Annotated in this window: 11 protein-coding genes; 9 read left to right on the top strand and 2 right to left on the bottom strand. The window is 34.6% G+C overall.

All coding sequences use genetic code 11. The annotated features are described in order from the left end of the window. The first annotated feature begins 6 nt into the window (after positions 1-6). Entirely contained in the window at positions 7-1,509 is a 1,503-nt protein-coding gene (locus tag JEM65_RS14605; RefSeq protein ID WP_199600994.1) for a nucleotidyltransferase domain-containing protein, read from the top strand. 1,045 nt (positions 1,510-2,554) lie between these two features. Here JEM65_RS14605 and JEM65_RS14600 read toward each other — a convergent pair. Both JEM65_RS14600 and JEM65_RS14595 read right to left on the bottom strand, forming a co-directional pair. Then, a complete protein-coding gene (locus JEM65_RS14600) occupies positions 2,555-3,652 on the bottom strand; it encodes a hypothetical protein (protein ID WP_199600992.1) in 1,098 nt (365 codons plus the stop codon). A 1-nt stretch (position 3,653) separates the two neighbouring features. Beyond that, entirely contained in the window at positions 3,654-4,439 is a 786-nt protein-coding gene (locus tag JEM65_RS14595; protein ID WP_199600990.1) for an RNA polymerase sigma factor, read from the bottom strand. A 410-nt stretch (positions 4,440-4,849) separates the two neighbouring features. Between JEM65_RS14595 and JEM65_RS14590 the strand changes: the two genes are divergently transcribed. The 8 genes from JEM65_RS14590 to JEM65_RS14555 all read left to right on the top strand — a co-directional run bounded on the left by JEM65_RS14590 (position 4,850) and on the right by JEM65_RS14555 (position 16,162). Further along, complete coding sequence (locus JEM65_RS14590; protein WP_199600988.1) at positions 4,850-5,098, top strand: hypothetical protein; 249 nt, start codon at positions 4,850-4,852, stop codon at positions 5,096-5,098. Between the two features lie 641 nt (positions 5,099-5,739). Next, positions 5,740-6,336 (top strand): RNA polymerase sigma factor, encoded by a 597-nt coding sequence (locus JEM65_RS14585; RefSeq protein ID WP_199600987.1) that lies wholly within the window; start codon positions 5,740-5,742, stop codon positions 6,334-6,336. 75 nt (positions 6,337-6,411) lie between these two features. After that, positions 6,412-7,578 (top strand): FecR family protein, encoded by a 1,167-nt coding sequence (locus JEM65_RS14580; protein WP_199600984.1) that lies wholly within the window; start codon positions 6,412-6,414, stop codon positions 7,576-7,578. Positions 7,579-7,672: 94 nt separating this feature from the next. Further along, a complete protein-coding gene (locus JEM65_RS14575; protein WP_199600982.1) occupies positions 7,673-11,209 on the top strand; it encodes a SusC/RagA family TonB-linked outer membrane protein in 3,537 nt (1,178 codons plus the stop codon). 17 nt (positions 11,210-11,226) lie between these two features. Beyond that, positions 11,227-12,666, top strand: coding sequence for a RagB/SusD family nutrient uptake outer membrane protein (locus JEM65_RS14570; RefSeq protein ID WP_199600978.1), 1,440 nt, complete (start codon positions 11,227-11,229; stop codon positions 12,664-12,666). A 12-nt stretch (positions 12,667-12,678) separates the two neighbouring features. Next, positions 12,679-13,569, top strand: coding sequence for a hypothetical protein (locus JEM65_RS14565; protein ID WP_199600976.1), 891 nt, complete (start codon positions 12,679-12,681; stop codon positions 13,567-13,569). A 7-nt stretch (positions 13,570-13,576) separates the two neighbouring features. Beyond that, positions 13,577-15,076 carry a TlpA family protein disulfide reductase gene (locus JEM65_RS14560; protein WP_199600974.1) on the top strand — a complete coding sequence of 500 codons (1,500 nt, stop codon included), beginning with the start codon at positions 13,577-13,579 and terminating at the stop codon, positions 15,074-15,076. A 3-nt stretch (positions 15,077-15,079) separates the two neighbouring features. Then, positions 15,080-16,162 carry a hypothetical protein gene (locus JEM65_RS14555; RefSeq protein ID WP_199600972.1) on the top strand — a complete coding sequence of 361 codons (1,083 nt, stop codon included), beginning with the start codon at positions 15,080-15,082 and terminating at the stop codon, positions 16,160-16,162. Positions 16,163-16,263: the final 101 nt, after the last annotated feature.

The raw sequence follows: 16,263 nt of genomic DNA, 5'->3' as shown, positions 1-16,263 counted from the left end.
AACTTTATGGAAGAAGAAATTTTACATCAAATCTCACAGTATTTGGATATATCACCCTCAGATTTTAAGAAAGCTCAGGAACGGTTTAATAGTACAAAAAATTGGTTAAAAGGCGGAACTTACGAGTCTGGGTGCCATCCAGACGTATACTTACAAGGTTCATTTAGATTAGGCACCGTAGTTCGTCCATATAAGGATGATAAAGATGGAGAATTTGATATTGATCAAGTATGTGAACTTACTAAAATTAATCCGTCAAAATATGCAAAAGTTTTAAAAAATGATATTGGCAATAGATTAAAAGAAAATAGCGATTATAAAAGAATGCTTGATGATGAAGGTAGAAGATGCTGGACTATTAAATACGCTTCTGAAGAGGGGCGTCCTGGATTTCATATTGATATTTTGCCAGCATTGCCATCGAATAGTGATGTAGCATACAAAATTGATATTACCAACCAAGAAAATAATAGATATACTTGGTCGACATGTAATCCTAAAGGCTACTATTACTGGTTTAAATCAAAGAATGTTTATTCTACAGAATTTATTCAAACTGAAAAAAGGGCAATATTCGAATCTAATAGGGAATTATTTTCAACAGTTGAAAATGTGCCTAAACAGTTAATCAGGACTGCATTACAACGTGCTATTCAAATAATGAAACGTCATCGAGATGTTGGTTTTTCAAAAAAGGACAATCGGCCAATTTCTATAATAATTACGACAATAACGACCAAAGTAAATAAAAGCAATAACATACTTAATACAATACAAGATTTTATTAATTACGTAAAGAAGAGGCATAAATTTTTAGTTAGATATGGATATTTAGAGGTTGATAATATATTGGATTATGAAAATGAGAAATGGCTCATTCGAAATCCTGCAGACATTCCGAAATTCGGAGAGGATCCCGACAATTTTGCTGATAAATGGAACAGTGATGAGAATCTTTCTATTGCTTTTTTTGAATGGGTTTATCAATTAGACAGAGACTTGAAAGGATTCAATAAAAGTGGATTATCAGATGACTTGAATTTGAAAATAAAAACTTTTGGCATTGGAGAAAATAATTTAAATATTTTAATTAGAAGTATTCAACAAAGAAATGAACAAGCATCTAATTTTTTTACTAATTCTGAAGAACATTTACTGGATTTAATACATTTGGGTATTGAAGGCAAAATAAATTGGGATAGGGTGAAGGATTTTGCACAATCTTATTATCACACCGCTCCTGACCAAATCCATAAGGATATAGCTTTGGTCAATTTTTACCAAATAGTTAGACATAGGAATATTCCTATGTCCGATAAAGCAGAGATCCAAATTGTAGAAGTTTTAAATAGAAATAAAGAATCTAAGGTATTTGAATTATGCTGTAAATTATTATTGGGCAAGGCAAATCAACAAATGATAAGAAATGCCATTAAGGAATATCCTTATGAAAATATTCTTGAATGGCCAATAATGAGGTTATATGGTAAGCCATTTTGGCTAGTTTAAATTACTGACCATGTTATTGAATTGGAATTCATATAAAAAGAATTGAGAGCATATCCATAAATTAAGATAATTATAGGAAATAATATCTTCTAAGGATTTTTAGTATGCGTTAAAGAACCAAGCAGGATTCTGCCTTCCGAAGAGAAAAATGTATTTCTGGTATTTCCCAAGATTTTTTGGCAACTGATCGAAATACATTGTCAAATCAACTTTGAATTCAAGTCTGCTCCATACCTTCCATAAATTTTTCGATTTAGCGTTTGGTCCTTTCAGCCCATTGCCACTCCATTTCGCGAAAAGCTCCATTACGGGCAAAGCGCTTCATTAAAAAAGTCTTGGACCCAATTCCAAAGTTTAGGATTTTCCGTATAAAGATTCGGTCAGTATTTTAATAATGATTTCTCGCAATTGAGATTGGTCAACTTTGGAATAGCGTCCGCTTAACAAGAGATCACCATTCCATTTCTCCACAAAGTTTAAAATTTAGCTCGAGACAGACTGCATAACCGGTCGTGCCTCCCTTTTATAAGTCCTTACTCGATCGAAATTTTGGATGTAGTATCCGTAAGGTAACAGCGATAGGCACTATGGGAAGTAAATTGGAGATGTAGATGATAGTTTGTTGTGTTCTCGTTGTTAGGATTATATTGGAGGGCTAAAGAAAAAGCGAAATTCAGCAGTACCATAAAAGGAAAACGCTCAGGATATAATAAGTAAATTATTACAAAGAAAACATACCATAATTAGTATGCCCACTTGACGTTATATTCTGGAGGGTTCAGATGATGCAAAATGTGGGCACAAGATGGTTCAAGTCGAGAGCAAAACGGGTTTCCTGCTCACGCCCATGAGATTCCATTTGGGAAAATACGATTATTTCGTATCGTCCCTCTGATAACGAATAATAAATCCGTAATTTTTTGTTAAATCATTAGTTCAGGCTTATCATAAAAAGTGAGCCCACGCGTTGTATATGCTTTACGCATTCAGTGAGTGCCAATGACCTCACCCTACGGGTTTACAAGCACCCTCGTTATATAATTTGTCAATCGACAATAATTTCAATACCAGCTTTTTCAGCCTTGTATTTTATTTTGGCCATCAAGTCATAATAGCTCCAATTCCTTAATACAAACGCTTCCTCTTTAGCTAATTCAACCTGGTCCTCAAGATTTAATATTAGGAGTGTTCCTGCCTGATTCTTTATGCAAAAGTCGATCAGCCGTCTGCTATAAACATGTATACGATGGCGGACATATTTACTTTCTGCGTCACTGAGCCTATCCACGGCCTTTAATTTTCTTTTGATTCCTTTGCCCGATCTGGAAAAGGCGGCTCCAACCTGTGCTCTATTCTGGGCTGCCTGTATGGCTAGCCTCCTGTACAGAAACTCTTCTTTGGTGCCAATGGTAAGCTTGGTGTTATTGGCCTTTACGACAATGGGATATTCTATGGACAATGAGGCCTCTGCAATTACCTCCGCTTTTAGGACGTGGTTTTCCTTCTCAATCTCGAAGATTGGGAGCCAGAAAATTTTGCCATCCTTCAGTTTGATGTGTGACATACAAAGTTTGGTCTCTCCTTTTATGACACGTTCGAGCAGTTTCCGTTTGTCACTATGATCCTTCCCTAAATAGGTGCGAAAAGGAATCTGGAACAACCTAAAGCAGAACGCATTTCTTTCGGCATCAAACGTCAACTTACTAATACACTCCTTGCCAAATGGAAATGCCATGTCCCGTCTGAAGTTTTGTAGGGAACGTTCGCCACTCCAATATTCCGGTCTATTTTTATTAAAGGAGGCAAGCAAGGTATTACTCAGATTTGATAATATGTTTGTGGGGACTTCACCCTTAAAGCGGTCTGATACCACACGATAGGTGGTGTTGATTCGCGAACGTTGCAAGATGCCGGATTCGTCTTTTTTTTCATCAGTCAGTTTGTACTTTATGCCTTCCGATAGATAAAAGAACTCCTTGATCATTTCCTGTACATACAGATGGGTAACGATAAGGTTAGCTGCCCTAAAGCATCTGTTCTGCCATTGGTAGAGCATATCCAGTGCCGCCTTTCGTTCTTCCTTGGTGGGGAGGTCTACCAAGAGCTGGATTTTTCGCGTTAGTTTTAGTGTGGTCTTTTCCATATCAAGCAAATTGTGATTGTTGTTGGTGTTTCTCCTGTAGTAATTTATACGCCGTCAGGAATTCTCGGTGCACTACCTTTTGGGAAAGGTTGAGCGCGGTTGCAATGGTCTCAAAGGAATGCTTTTCCTCACAGCGGAGTTCCAATATATGCTTTTGAGCCTCGGTTATTGATCCTTGGATTTTCACTATATTTCTTGGTTTTTTTGTGGATTCCAACAGGTTCCCCTGATTAATGATGCTCCGGATATCCCTAATGGCCATTTTTACCTTGTTGCTGGTTTCGGTAATGCTGGTTCCCATGAGTTTCGAAATGGGTTTATATTGAAAGCCGTATTTTAAACAGAGATCGATCAAGTGTCGTTTTTCCGCATTGAGTAGGGGCAGTATTTTTTTAATGCGATCGAAATTAGCCTGTTCATATTTTTGGACATTGAGATTTTCAGTGTCATGGATGGGATCGTATCCCGCCAGATAGTCCTGGAAATTGTCATAGGACTCTAACGAATTGACTTTTCTGAAAAACCTGTTTCTCGGCCGTGTATAATAGGAGATACATTCCCTTTTCATCACGAACCGGAGAAAAAAGAAAATATGCTCAGGCGTTTCAATACGGTCCATATGGATCCACAACTTTAAAAAAGTATCCTGGACCAATGATTCCACAACAAAATCATCGTTGATCATTCGCTTGCCCACCCAGAAGATACGCCTACTGTATTGGGCATGGATTTCCGCAAAGGCTGCATGACAGCCGTTTTTTAATTGTTCAAAATTAGTGTGCACCATAAGACCTCATTTAAATGGGTGGTAGCCTCCACCAGAATTAAATTGGATTCATATTTAATTACTAAAGCGAGTTCTTATGATTTATAAAGAGAAGGTGCTTTGAAAAAAGTAGAGAAGCATGACCTTTTTTATACAAACAAAAAGGACGTGAAGACTCAACTTATGCCTTTGAGGTACTGGTATACCTGGAAACAATAAGTGAGCCCACGCCCCGGGTCGTGAGCATTTCACTTATCCTCTCGTTTCCTAAAAATTACCAGTTTCCAAAGGCGAGATTCAAAACGAATGCTTCTAATATTTTACTTTAAGAAGTATCGCAAATATATTAATATGGAGTAAATATAAGAAAAATTATTTAAAAGTGTCAAACTTGACAATTTTTTTCGATCGTTTGGGTGGATATTGTGCTAATGAAAGAGTGGAGAAAAGGATATCGAAAAGCATTCAGTGAACATTTAAGAAAATTAATTGAAGAAAGTGACCGAGATATCGCCACTATTGCCTCAATTGGGAACATTGAAAATAAAGCTATTTATAGAATCCTTGCTGATGAGAATGAACCTAAAATCACAACAATCTTACCTATTGCAAAAGGTCTTGGTATTCATCCAATGGAATTATATAGTTTTAATTTTTCTTTGGAAGAATTAGAAAATTAATTTAAAATGTTGTTTGCATATAAAGACCTAAAACTTCCGAAAGAGTTGTAAATTAACAAATGTATTTTGGGCTAATTATGTTTGTCATAATGCGCTGTGGTTACTATAGTTTTAGCCGGACGACATTATTTTTTTGAGTTGGATTCTATCATCAAAATTTCCAGTTTTCTGAACCGCAACTGCTGGTCATGAATAGTATCCTATTCATTTAATAATGACTTTGACGAAGTCAGCTTCGGTGGTAGATGGACTATTTTAATCAAAAGCAATAGAAACTCAATAGGCTAGATTTATTTAAACTTTACTTTTTTTCTCTAAAAGGTATGTTTAAAAAATTTACTATACACAAACTATTAGTTTGTGCATTTTGAATACTTTAAACCGTGCGGTCGGTTTTCCAAATAACCTTAAAACAGCTTTTAAAAATGATTATCCTAAAATATAATAGATGATAAATGAAAGTTGTTTGCCTTCTTTAAAACGCGCAGTTTTTTACTAAATAAACTGGACATTTATTTCAATTTTTTTTAAAAATTTGAACTCTTGAAAACCACAAGCTTTATCTAAATAAATAGGTTTTTTTGTGTTTAATGTTACAAATACGTTAATTTTTTTAACTTCGTTCACATAAACTTCTATTCATGTCTTCTAAACTTAGTCTAAAAGAAAGAGATTTAATTCATCGTCTAAACAACAATGATGAATCTGCATTAGCCTCAGTCTATAAGGAACATTGGGAATTAATGTATTTTGCGGTATATAATCTTGTCAATAACAAACAAATCAGCGAAGATATTGTGCAGGATGTTTTTGTGAAAATCTGGAGAAATCGCGAAAGACTTGACATAAAGGTGTCTTTAAAAAGTTATCTCTATACAAGTGCCATATATAAAACATATGATTATTTCCGAAAAAACAAATCTGCTATTACAGTTGATTTGTTGGAGAACTTTAATGAACGCATACAGACATCTAATCCCGAAACCAAACTAATGGACAAGGAACTTCATGAATACCTTGAGACCATTATAAGCGAACTTCCGGAAAAGTGCCGAATTGTTTTTAATTTAAGTAGGAATGAGGATCTCAGTCATAAAGAAATCGCCAGCAAATTAAATATTTCTCCACGTACCGTTGAAGGTCATATAACAAAAGCTCTTAAGATTTTAAGAGGCTCTTTGAGTTCTATATCAACTACTTCATATATCATTTTTATTCTCTACCATTACCATAATTAATTTTTTTAGCTATTGAGCAGGTGTTCAAGTGTTTTTTTTCGTCATTATTATGTATGACCCCTTTGAAAGAAAAAAATGAACATAAATAATAAAAGAAAGTTCCTAATTCTTATAGAGCAATTGTTGTCTGGAAAAGCCAATATGAAGGAGATTAAGGCACTTCTAAATTTTTTCCAAAGCCATCAGGAAATCAACACTTGGGAAAATCAAGATGAAGATAGGGGAGTTGTAGAAGAAAAAATCTACAATAATATCCAGAAAAAGCTAGGTATTGGAAGCTTTAAAAGAAAGAAGGTTTTATCTGTTTTTAATGCAAATCTATTAAAGTACGCGGCTGTGATTTTAATAGGAGGTTTTATTGCTTATAGCGTTCTAAATCGTGACGTCCCAAGTGGAACAAAAGATCTAAAGGTAGTTGAAAATAATATTCAAATTGGCACCAATAAGGCCACTTTGACTTTAGAGAACGGTTCCATCGTTTTATTAGAAAAAGGCACCTTATATGAAAGTCAAAATATCAGCAGCAACGGTGACGAAATTGTTTATAATGCAGTCGATTCTCAAAGTGTTGTCACCAACAATGTCATTCAATATAACTATTTGACCATTCCAAGAGGTGGTCAGTTTGTAGTCAAATTATCTGATAACACTACAGTATGGCTCAATTCAGAAAGCCAATTAAAATATCCTATCAATTTTATTGAAGGAACTTCTCGTAAAGTTGAACTCGTATATGGAGAGGCATATTTTGAAGTATCGCCTAGTTCGTTGCACAATGGTGACGTTTTTCAAGTATTTTCTCGAGGTCAGAAGGTTGAAGTTGTTGGAACCCAGTTCAATGTGAAGGCTTATAAAGATGAAGCAACCATTTATACAACATTGGTTGAAGGTAAAGTTTTGGTTTTACATTCTGATAATAGCCAAACTTTGCAGCCAGATCAACAATACGCTTATAATGTTTTGGATAACACAGCACAAATTTCTAATGTGAATGTTTACAATGAAGTTTCTTGGAGAGATGGAGTTTTCAGTTTTGAAGATAAATCTTTAAAAGAAATTATGACTGTTTTATCTAGATGGTATAATATGAATGTTGAATTTAAGAATAAAGACATCGAAAACGTAGAGTTTGTAGGTGTTCTTTATAAAGACAGGAGTATCGAGAGTATTCTCAAGAACATTAAAAGTGTCGGCAGTATTAAAAGTTATGAAATAAGCGATAGAAATGTGATTTTAAAATAAAAAAGAGAGAACGAAGCTAATCATTTCCCGATGTCTCACTTCGTCCCTCTAGCTTGAAAATTAAACTAATGTCTAACTAACACCTTGCAAATTTATGGAAATTAAATTAGTCACCACCTGTTTGTCTTTTAAAAGACGACTATCCCTTACACTTATGAGAACCTTTATTTTCTTACTCTGTACAACTGTTTTTAGTTTTACTGCAGAAAACACCTTCTCCCAAGAAAAAGTTACCATCTATAAAGATCAGATCGTAACTATAGATCAAGTCTTTAAAATTATAAAGAATCAGACGGATTATGAGTTTATTTATCCTCGAAGCCTGTTTAAAGATGCACCTACAATTAATCTAACTGAGGGGGAGGTTTTGGTTTCAGACTTGCTAAGACAAAGCCTTTCAAATAATGACTATAAATTCGAAATTTCAGGAACAAATACAATTATAATAGTCAACAATAAAGAAAACTCCAATGTTCAACAACCTATTGAAGGAAGAGTCACTGACGAAAATGATATGCCACTCCCTGGGGTTACCGTTTTAGTGAAAAACACCAACAAGGGTACCTCCACTGATTTTGATGGAAATTACTCTATTAAAGTGGAAAAGGGTGATTTTTTAACGTTCTCTTCAATAGGATTTGAAACTCAGGCCTTGGAAGTGAAGAGCGAATTAACAATTAATGTTAAGATGGTTCCTGATGTAGCCTCTTTAACTGAGGTCATTTTAACTGGCTATAACACTATCATAGAGAAAAAGAGTACTGGTGCTATTAGCACAGTCAAAACCAAGGATATTCCTGCTTGGAATCCTCAAATTGACAATTTAATACAAGGTCAAATTCCAGGCCTGTCCGTTGTGAAAAGTTCTGGCGAAGTCGGAGCTGTACCCATAGTGAAAATTAGAGGCACATCTACTTTAACAGGAAATACTTCGCCTTTATGGGTTGTTGATGGTGTCGTATTAGAAGATCCCGTGCCATTAACCCCTGCGGAACTGAATACACCTGATTTAGTAAACCGTATTGGTAATTCAATCTCCGGAATTAATCCCCAAGATATAGAATCAATAACTGTTTTAAAAGATGCCTCAGCATCTGCTATTTACGGTGTGCGTGCTGCAGGAGGTGTCATTGTGCTCACCACTAAACGTGGTCGGGAAGGAAAGCCTGTTATTAATATCAATGTAGGGACAAGCGTGACTCAAAGACCCCGATACAATGATTTTAACTTGATGAACTCAAAGGAGAGAATTGACATTGAGCAATTTTATTTTGATTCGGGATTGCAGTATTATAACTCTGACGCCAACGTTAATTCTGTAGGTCTCGCAGGAGCTTATGCCCGCTATAAAAACAGAGATTTACAAAATTGGCAACAATTTGGAGATGAAGTAAGGTTAGCACAAACATATAACACGGATTGGTTTAAAGAATTGTTTCGGGACGCCGTAGGAACAACAACTAGTTTCAACGTGTCTGGAGGAAGCAAAAGTGTTAATTATTATGCTTCATTATCATATCTTAATCAGGATGGTACAGACATTCTTACTAAAAACCAGAGGTATAATGGTTCTGTAAAGTTGAACACCCAATTATCAGATAAATTTAATTTAGAGTTTTATCTTTCTACATTCACAACTAATAGAAGTTCCTATCCTTACAGTTACGTGCCAGCAGGGATATCAAATTTTACGAGATCGACACCAAATCCTTTTGATTACGCAATAAATACAAGTAGAACGTTTCCTCTTTATAATACCGATGGAAGCCCTAACATGTATAGAGGGCATAGTGATTTTTATTTGTTCAATATAATGAACGAATATTCTAACTCTAACCAAGAAGCAAATACTAATAGCACAAGCTCAAGAATTTCATTAGATTTTGATATTCTGAATAATTTAAAGGTCTTTGGCGTTGTTAACTATACTAAGAGCAGCCAGTTAAATGAAACCTATTATACTGAAAACACCAATCAAGTGGCAGGAATAAGAAGGTCTAATTTTGGAGAACCTGCTCCAGCAGATAGTAATCTACCCAGAGGAGGTGTGATTTTTTCAAATTCAAATTTCCAAGACTATTATATGACGCGTATGGCTCTAGAGTACACGCCAATTGAGACTGATGTTCATTTTTTGCAATTCTACGGAGGTGGAGAATATCGTGTAAACAATTATCGAGGAGATAATACCGTGGGGTGGGGGTATCTCCATGATAGAGGAAGGGTCATTTCCACAAGTGAAAATATAGGAGAAGAATTGGCTGGTGCACCGTACTTGCAAATTCGTGATTATAAAACGAAGTCTGCTTCTTATTTTGGTGTATTGACCTATTCCATTTATGACAAATATGTGATCAATGGTAATATAAGGTACGATGGATCAAATCTTTTTGGTTCTAGTCCTAAATATAGATGGGAGCCTGCTTGGTCAGTTTCTGGAAGATGGAACATTATTGAGGAAGAATTTATGAAAGAAAGTGTTTTTGACAACTTGTCTTTACGCGGGTCTTATGGATTACAAGGTTCTACCAACTCGGAAAGCACACCACAAATTGTGGCATCTTTCCTAAACCCGGCTTACTGGTCAGATTTAGATCTATTAACGATTTCCTCTCCTGCCAATCCAGACTTGAGATGGGAAAAAACTTACAGTACAAATATAGGTTTAGACTTTGTTTTATTTAATAACAGAGTTCTAGGAGCCATTGATATTTATGACCGACTTAGTGAAGATTTAATCACATATACCAGAATTTCAGAGGTAAATGGTTTTTCTACGTTACCAATCAACTTTGCTGATGTGTCAAACAAAGGAATTGAATTCGGGTTGACAACTAGAAATATTAGAGCTCCAAAACCTAATTTCAATTGGAGTACTACGGTAAACTTTGCTTATAATAAGAATGAAGTCAAAAAAGTAAATATTGATCCTAATGTATCTAGAATGCTATCGCCATTCCCATATAAACCAGATGCTGCAATTGTTGGTAAACCTTTAAATTCATTATACTCTGTTAGCTATAGTCACCTTGACGAAGAGGGTGTTGCCCATTTCAATTTGGCTAATGGAGAAACAACAACCGCTAAGAGAGATTTAGAATTTGGAGTTGATGATCTGGTTTATAATGGTCCAATTGAGGCGCCATATCAGGGGGGGGTAAGCAATTTATTTGAATACAAAAACTTTAAACTTTCAGCACTGTTAACATACGGTTTTGGCAATTATTTTAGAAAGGAGGAGATACTAGCTTCATGGATGTATTCTCCAGATCAAAACTTAAATAAAGAACTTCTCAATGCATGGAGGGAACCGGGTGATGAAAATTCAACAAATATTCCACATCTTAAAAATGAAACAGGTCAAAACAACCACAAAACCTATTGGAATAAAAGTGATATACGTGTAGTAAAAGGTGATTTCTTAAGGTTAAGCAATGTGACTTTACAGTACAATTTATCGGAAAGTATTCTTAGAGCACTTAAGTTTTCTAGAGCATATGTACAATTGGAAGGCAATAATTTATTTCTGTTTGCAGACAAAGGCCTGGATGGATATGATCCTGAAACATTTCCTTATAAATCATTGCCGCTGCCAACATCTTATATGTTGAGTTTTAATGTGACCTTTTAATTTAAAAACTGAATACTATGAAATCTATATATATAAAATTTTCCTTTTTGATACTTATGGCTTTTTCATCCTGTGACAAAGCTTTAGAAGAAGAGCCTCAAAATAAATTGAAGCCTGAAACTATTAGTGATTATGTTGAATTGTTAAATTATGGGTACCCAACAACTAAAGATTACGGGACCATAGTTGCATTGGATTATTACGTTGAGATGATGACCGATGATCAGGACATTAGATACCTAAACACTGATCGGGGAGAGTATCCTTTACATCCATTTACTTTTGAGAGTACCCATGAGCATAATTCAATGTTTAATGGCTATGACCAAGCTTGGAAAAATCTTTACAAAGCAATTTATTATGCCAATGTGGTCGTAGATAACGTTGAGGACGCTAATGGTAATGCTGCAGCTATTGCCTACACTAAAGGCGAAGCTATGGCGCTCAGGGCATTTTCTTATTTCAAGTTGATAAATTTATATGCTGCGCCCTATAATGAAAGCACGGCAAGTATTGATTTAGGGGTTCCTTTAAAATTAGATCCAACGGTCAAATCAGAGTCGTATACACGTAATTCTGTGCAGGAGATTTATGATCAAATTAATGCCGATTTAGAAATGGGCATTCAATTAATGACAAACAATGATCAAAGAATTACTTCAAAGTTTAAACTAACACCCGTATCAGCTAATTTGCTAGCTTCTCGAGTGGCTCTTTATCAGAAGAAATATGAAGATGTTATTTCCTATGCTGACCGAACTATTAGCTTGAATAACAATCTTTTTGACATATCTAATAATTCTATGGAATTTGCTCAAACACGTTGGGGCTATGGTCAAGGAGTCCATTATTTCAATGACGCCAATGACAACGTATTATTTAAGTACGGATCTAATGAGATGTATTATTATGTTCATATTCCAGGAGCATTGGCTATCTCTGATGATTTAATTTCTCTCTATGAACCAGGGGATTTGAGATTATACTACTTCACTTATGTAAAGGGATCTTTAGGCAGGGTGTATTTTAAGTTTAGACCATTTCCAAATCGTCTAGGAGAGCCTACAAGAGGTTTTAGAGTTGAAGAGGCGTTTCTTAACCGAGCAGAAGCATATGCCTTGTTGGGTCAGCCTGATAATGCACTGGAGGATTTAAACACTATTAGAAAGACAAAGTTTGATGCATCTTTTATACTTGAGTCTGATTATTATAAATATTCTACGACGACTTATGATACCCAAGAAAAAGTTGTGCAGGTGGTAAAGGATGAAAGGAGAAGAGAGCTCTTTGGAGAGTTTCATAGATGGTACGATTTGAGAAGATATGGTATGCCTGAAATTACTCATACTTACGATAACGAAACTTACACTCTTTCTGAAAATGATCCGAGATACATCTTACAGATTCCTCAAATAGAACTAGACTATAATCCTTCAATGCAAAGAAATCCAAGATAAAAGAATAAGATTATGAAAAATATTTTAAAAACAATCCGTTTAACCATACTTCTAGGTGTAACCATGTATATGGTCTCTTGCAGTAGTGAAGCATCATTGGAAGCTGATTATGTTGTCCCTAATGAACTGCCCGGGAATATAGTTCCAGGGACATTGTTAAGCAATAGAATTCTCAAATTATACAATGATTATGGTATTGTAGTATATACGGACGTCTCTGACCCAAGAATGTACAAAGATTTGGTGTCAGAAGAAGGTTTAAATATATCAGCTGATAGAATAGCTGCAGATACTACGGCTGCGCTCATTTACATTGATATGATTGAGAAGGAATTCATAAATGGTTTGCCAAATAATAAGTTACATATAGTACCAAGAAATTTCTATCTTTTTAAAAATGATTTGATTGCTGGCACTAGTGCTTTCAATAGCTATGAATATATCTCGAAAATTTGGTACAATTCAAATGGAGATTTAACAGTGGGAAGCTTAAGAAATGTTGGATTGGATAGTGTGAAACTTAAACAAACTTTTTATTATGGTCTTTCCAACATTTTAAGGAATGATGCAGTTAACTCCAATTCTTTCTACGCACCATTTGTTGAGATTAATACAGATGCCCGTGTTTATTATTGGCAGGTAAATTCTTTAGATCAAGCCTATGAAAAAGGATTCCTTAGCAGCAACCAAAATTTGATAAAATCCAATCAGCAAGATTTTGATTTATATGCGGCCTGGGCTGCAACGACACCTCCACAAACTAGGGATAGTATTCTCAATCTTTATCCCCAAATTAAAAGCAAATATGACCTAGTTAATGCTATGTTCAAACAGGAAGGTATTGATCTAACTATCGTTAATAGAAATTGGCAAGAAAGCACTTTCAACCCAAAAAATAATTAAATCAACTATGAACTATTTAAAATTAAAGTACCCAATATTCTTAGCCCTAATATTTTGTACTGCGCTCAGTTGTAATGATCAGGAGGCTTCTAAAAAAAAACATAGGAGCGATGAAATTATTCTCGTTGGACAAGTAAAGAACATAAAAGATACTACAATAAACTTTTCTTATTATGAATATGAATTCTTAAAAGATTTGACCACTGAACCTGTTGATTTTGATTCTGTAGGTAAATTCAAATTGAAATTAAAAGCGGATAGTCCTTTAAAGGGGTGGTTTTCTTTTGGTAAAGAATCAATGACAGAAGAATTCGCATATACTACTATAGCTGGTATAGATACCACTATGAAAACGGGAACTTTTGATTTTAAAATGGTTTACCTGTTTCTTAAGCCGGGCGATAGTATATTTATGGATCTGGATGCGATGGACATCAAAAATTCGCTCGCTTTTTCAGGTACAGCTGATGATGACATTTTATTCGCAATTAAAGAAGAGCAAACTTTTAATGATTATAAGCACAAATATTTGAAGAACTGGTATGACGTAAGTCAAAGAGAACCAGATGATTTTAAACAGAATGCCGATAAACTTTATGAAGAAAAAATGACCTTCCTAAATGATTTTAAATCGTCTCATAGCTTAAGCCCTTCTTTGGTGAGCTTTTACGAAACTAATAATTATTCTTCAATGGTTAGTGCTAAAGTCAATTATCCTAGCATTTATGAATTATATAACAAGGATAAAGAACTCAATTTACCTGCTGATTATTATGGTTTTTTGAAGGATGTTGCAATTGAAAGTTCTATAGCAGAGAACGGTCTTGGTTATTTTTATAATATTCAAGGCATTTTGAAGAAAAAATATGAGCTGGCTTTTTCTAATGATCCTAATGCTAAAGAATTCTATGATTGGCTAGAAGGAGAGCTTCCAGAAAAAGTAAGATATGAGTATATGGCGTATTCATTGCGTAGTGATTTCTCCAATCGTATTTATTCTGAATTTGATGGTTCTAGTAGGTATCCGGAAATGTCTAAAATTGTTAAAGACAAATACAAACATCTTGAGGGCATGCTTGAAGGGAGTGAAGCTCCTAATGTGAAATTTGAAAATACCCTAGGCGCTAGTGTGGCTTTAAATGAATTTAAAGGAAAATACACATACATTGATTTATGGGCAACATGGTGTGGGCCTTGCATAAAGGAAATTCCGAGCCTTCAAAGGCTTGAAAAAGAATACCATGATAAGAACATTCAGTTTGTGAGTGTTTCTTTTGATAAGGAAAAAGACCATCAAAAGTGGCTTAATTTTGTTGAGGATAAAAACCTTACAGGTGTTCAATTAATTGCCAAAAAAGAAACTAATGATATTCTTTCTCAAACATATAATATTAAAATGATCCCAAGGTTTATTTTCTTAGACCCAGAAGGTAAAATAGTTGACGCAACGGCTCCTTTTCCATCAGATCCAATGTTGGTAGAATTATTTAAAAAACATAATCTATAATCCATGCGCATACAAATTTTCATAGCTATCATTTGCTTTTTTGCAATTGGTAGTTGTTACTCTCAGGTCAAAATAAATAACCATAAATATTTCGATACATTTTTTGATCAAGAAGGACAGAACTTATTATTGTTAGGCGAAAATCATTCATCGTCAGTAGCTACAAACATATATCCGCACCTTATAAAGTCATTTAATGAGAAAACTGGATTAAGAACCCTGTTTATTGAATTCGGACCCGCTGAAGCCTATTTCTACAACAAATACTTAGCAACAGGGAATGAATCTCTACTTGGATATACGATATATGGCGGCTTCTATGAAGGTTGGAAAGAAGCGTGGAGAGAAATTTTTGAATTCAATAAGACGTTGGAAAAGCCTCTGGAAGTTGTAGGTGTTGATTTTGATCGAACCCGAACTTTTGGTTACACCTTATATAGTATCCTTCAACCCTATCAAAAAGAAGGGCTTACAAAGTCAATTGATTCGTTATTAGCTGTCATTAAAGATGAGAAGTTTTTTAAAACGTATACTATAGATCATCCATCAGAAGAAGGAAAGCTTTTTGTTAAAAATACTAAAAGTTTATTGATTAAGAGTTTGAAAAATTTTGAAGACGTTATTTCCACAAATGACATGAAAATAATTCATCAACTCATAAATAATAAGTCAACAGGTTTTGGAGGAACAAGAGAGGAAGATATAAAAGTTAATTTAGTAAACCACATCAATGGATCAGATGAAAATAATTTTTTATTCCTTGTGGGTAGAGATCATACTTATCTTAAAGCAATATACGACGATAATCCACGATTGGCTAAATTTTTAAAATCTGAACAATCATTTAATACCTTAACAGGTTTGGTTTTACATGAAAATTCTGAACAATGGGCTAAAGGTTTTAAAGAAACAGTGACATTGTTTGAGGTAAAGGATAAGATTCCTTGGAAGGAATATCATAAGTCAATATATAAACAAATTACTGATGATTTTAATGTCATTGAACTTGATAAAGAGTTGGAAGGTTTATCAATGTATACCGATTATTTATTAGTTGCGAGAAATCAGGAGGAGATAAAAATATAACAGTGATATAACCTGTTGATTTAGCATTATTGCCTATAAAGCTTTTTTTTACATTACTTTGAATTAGTCTTCAAAACCTTAAAAGGCTATCTCTACTGGGG

This window comes from Gelidibacter salicanalis (assembly GCF_016469035.1).
Lineage (GTDB): Bacteria > Bacteroidota > Bacteroidia > Flavobacteriales > Flavobacteriaceae > Gelidibacter > Gelidibacter salicanalis_A.
Note: the sequence above shows the minus strand (reverse complement) of the source record. Positions and strands in the feature narration are given on the sequence as shown.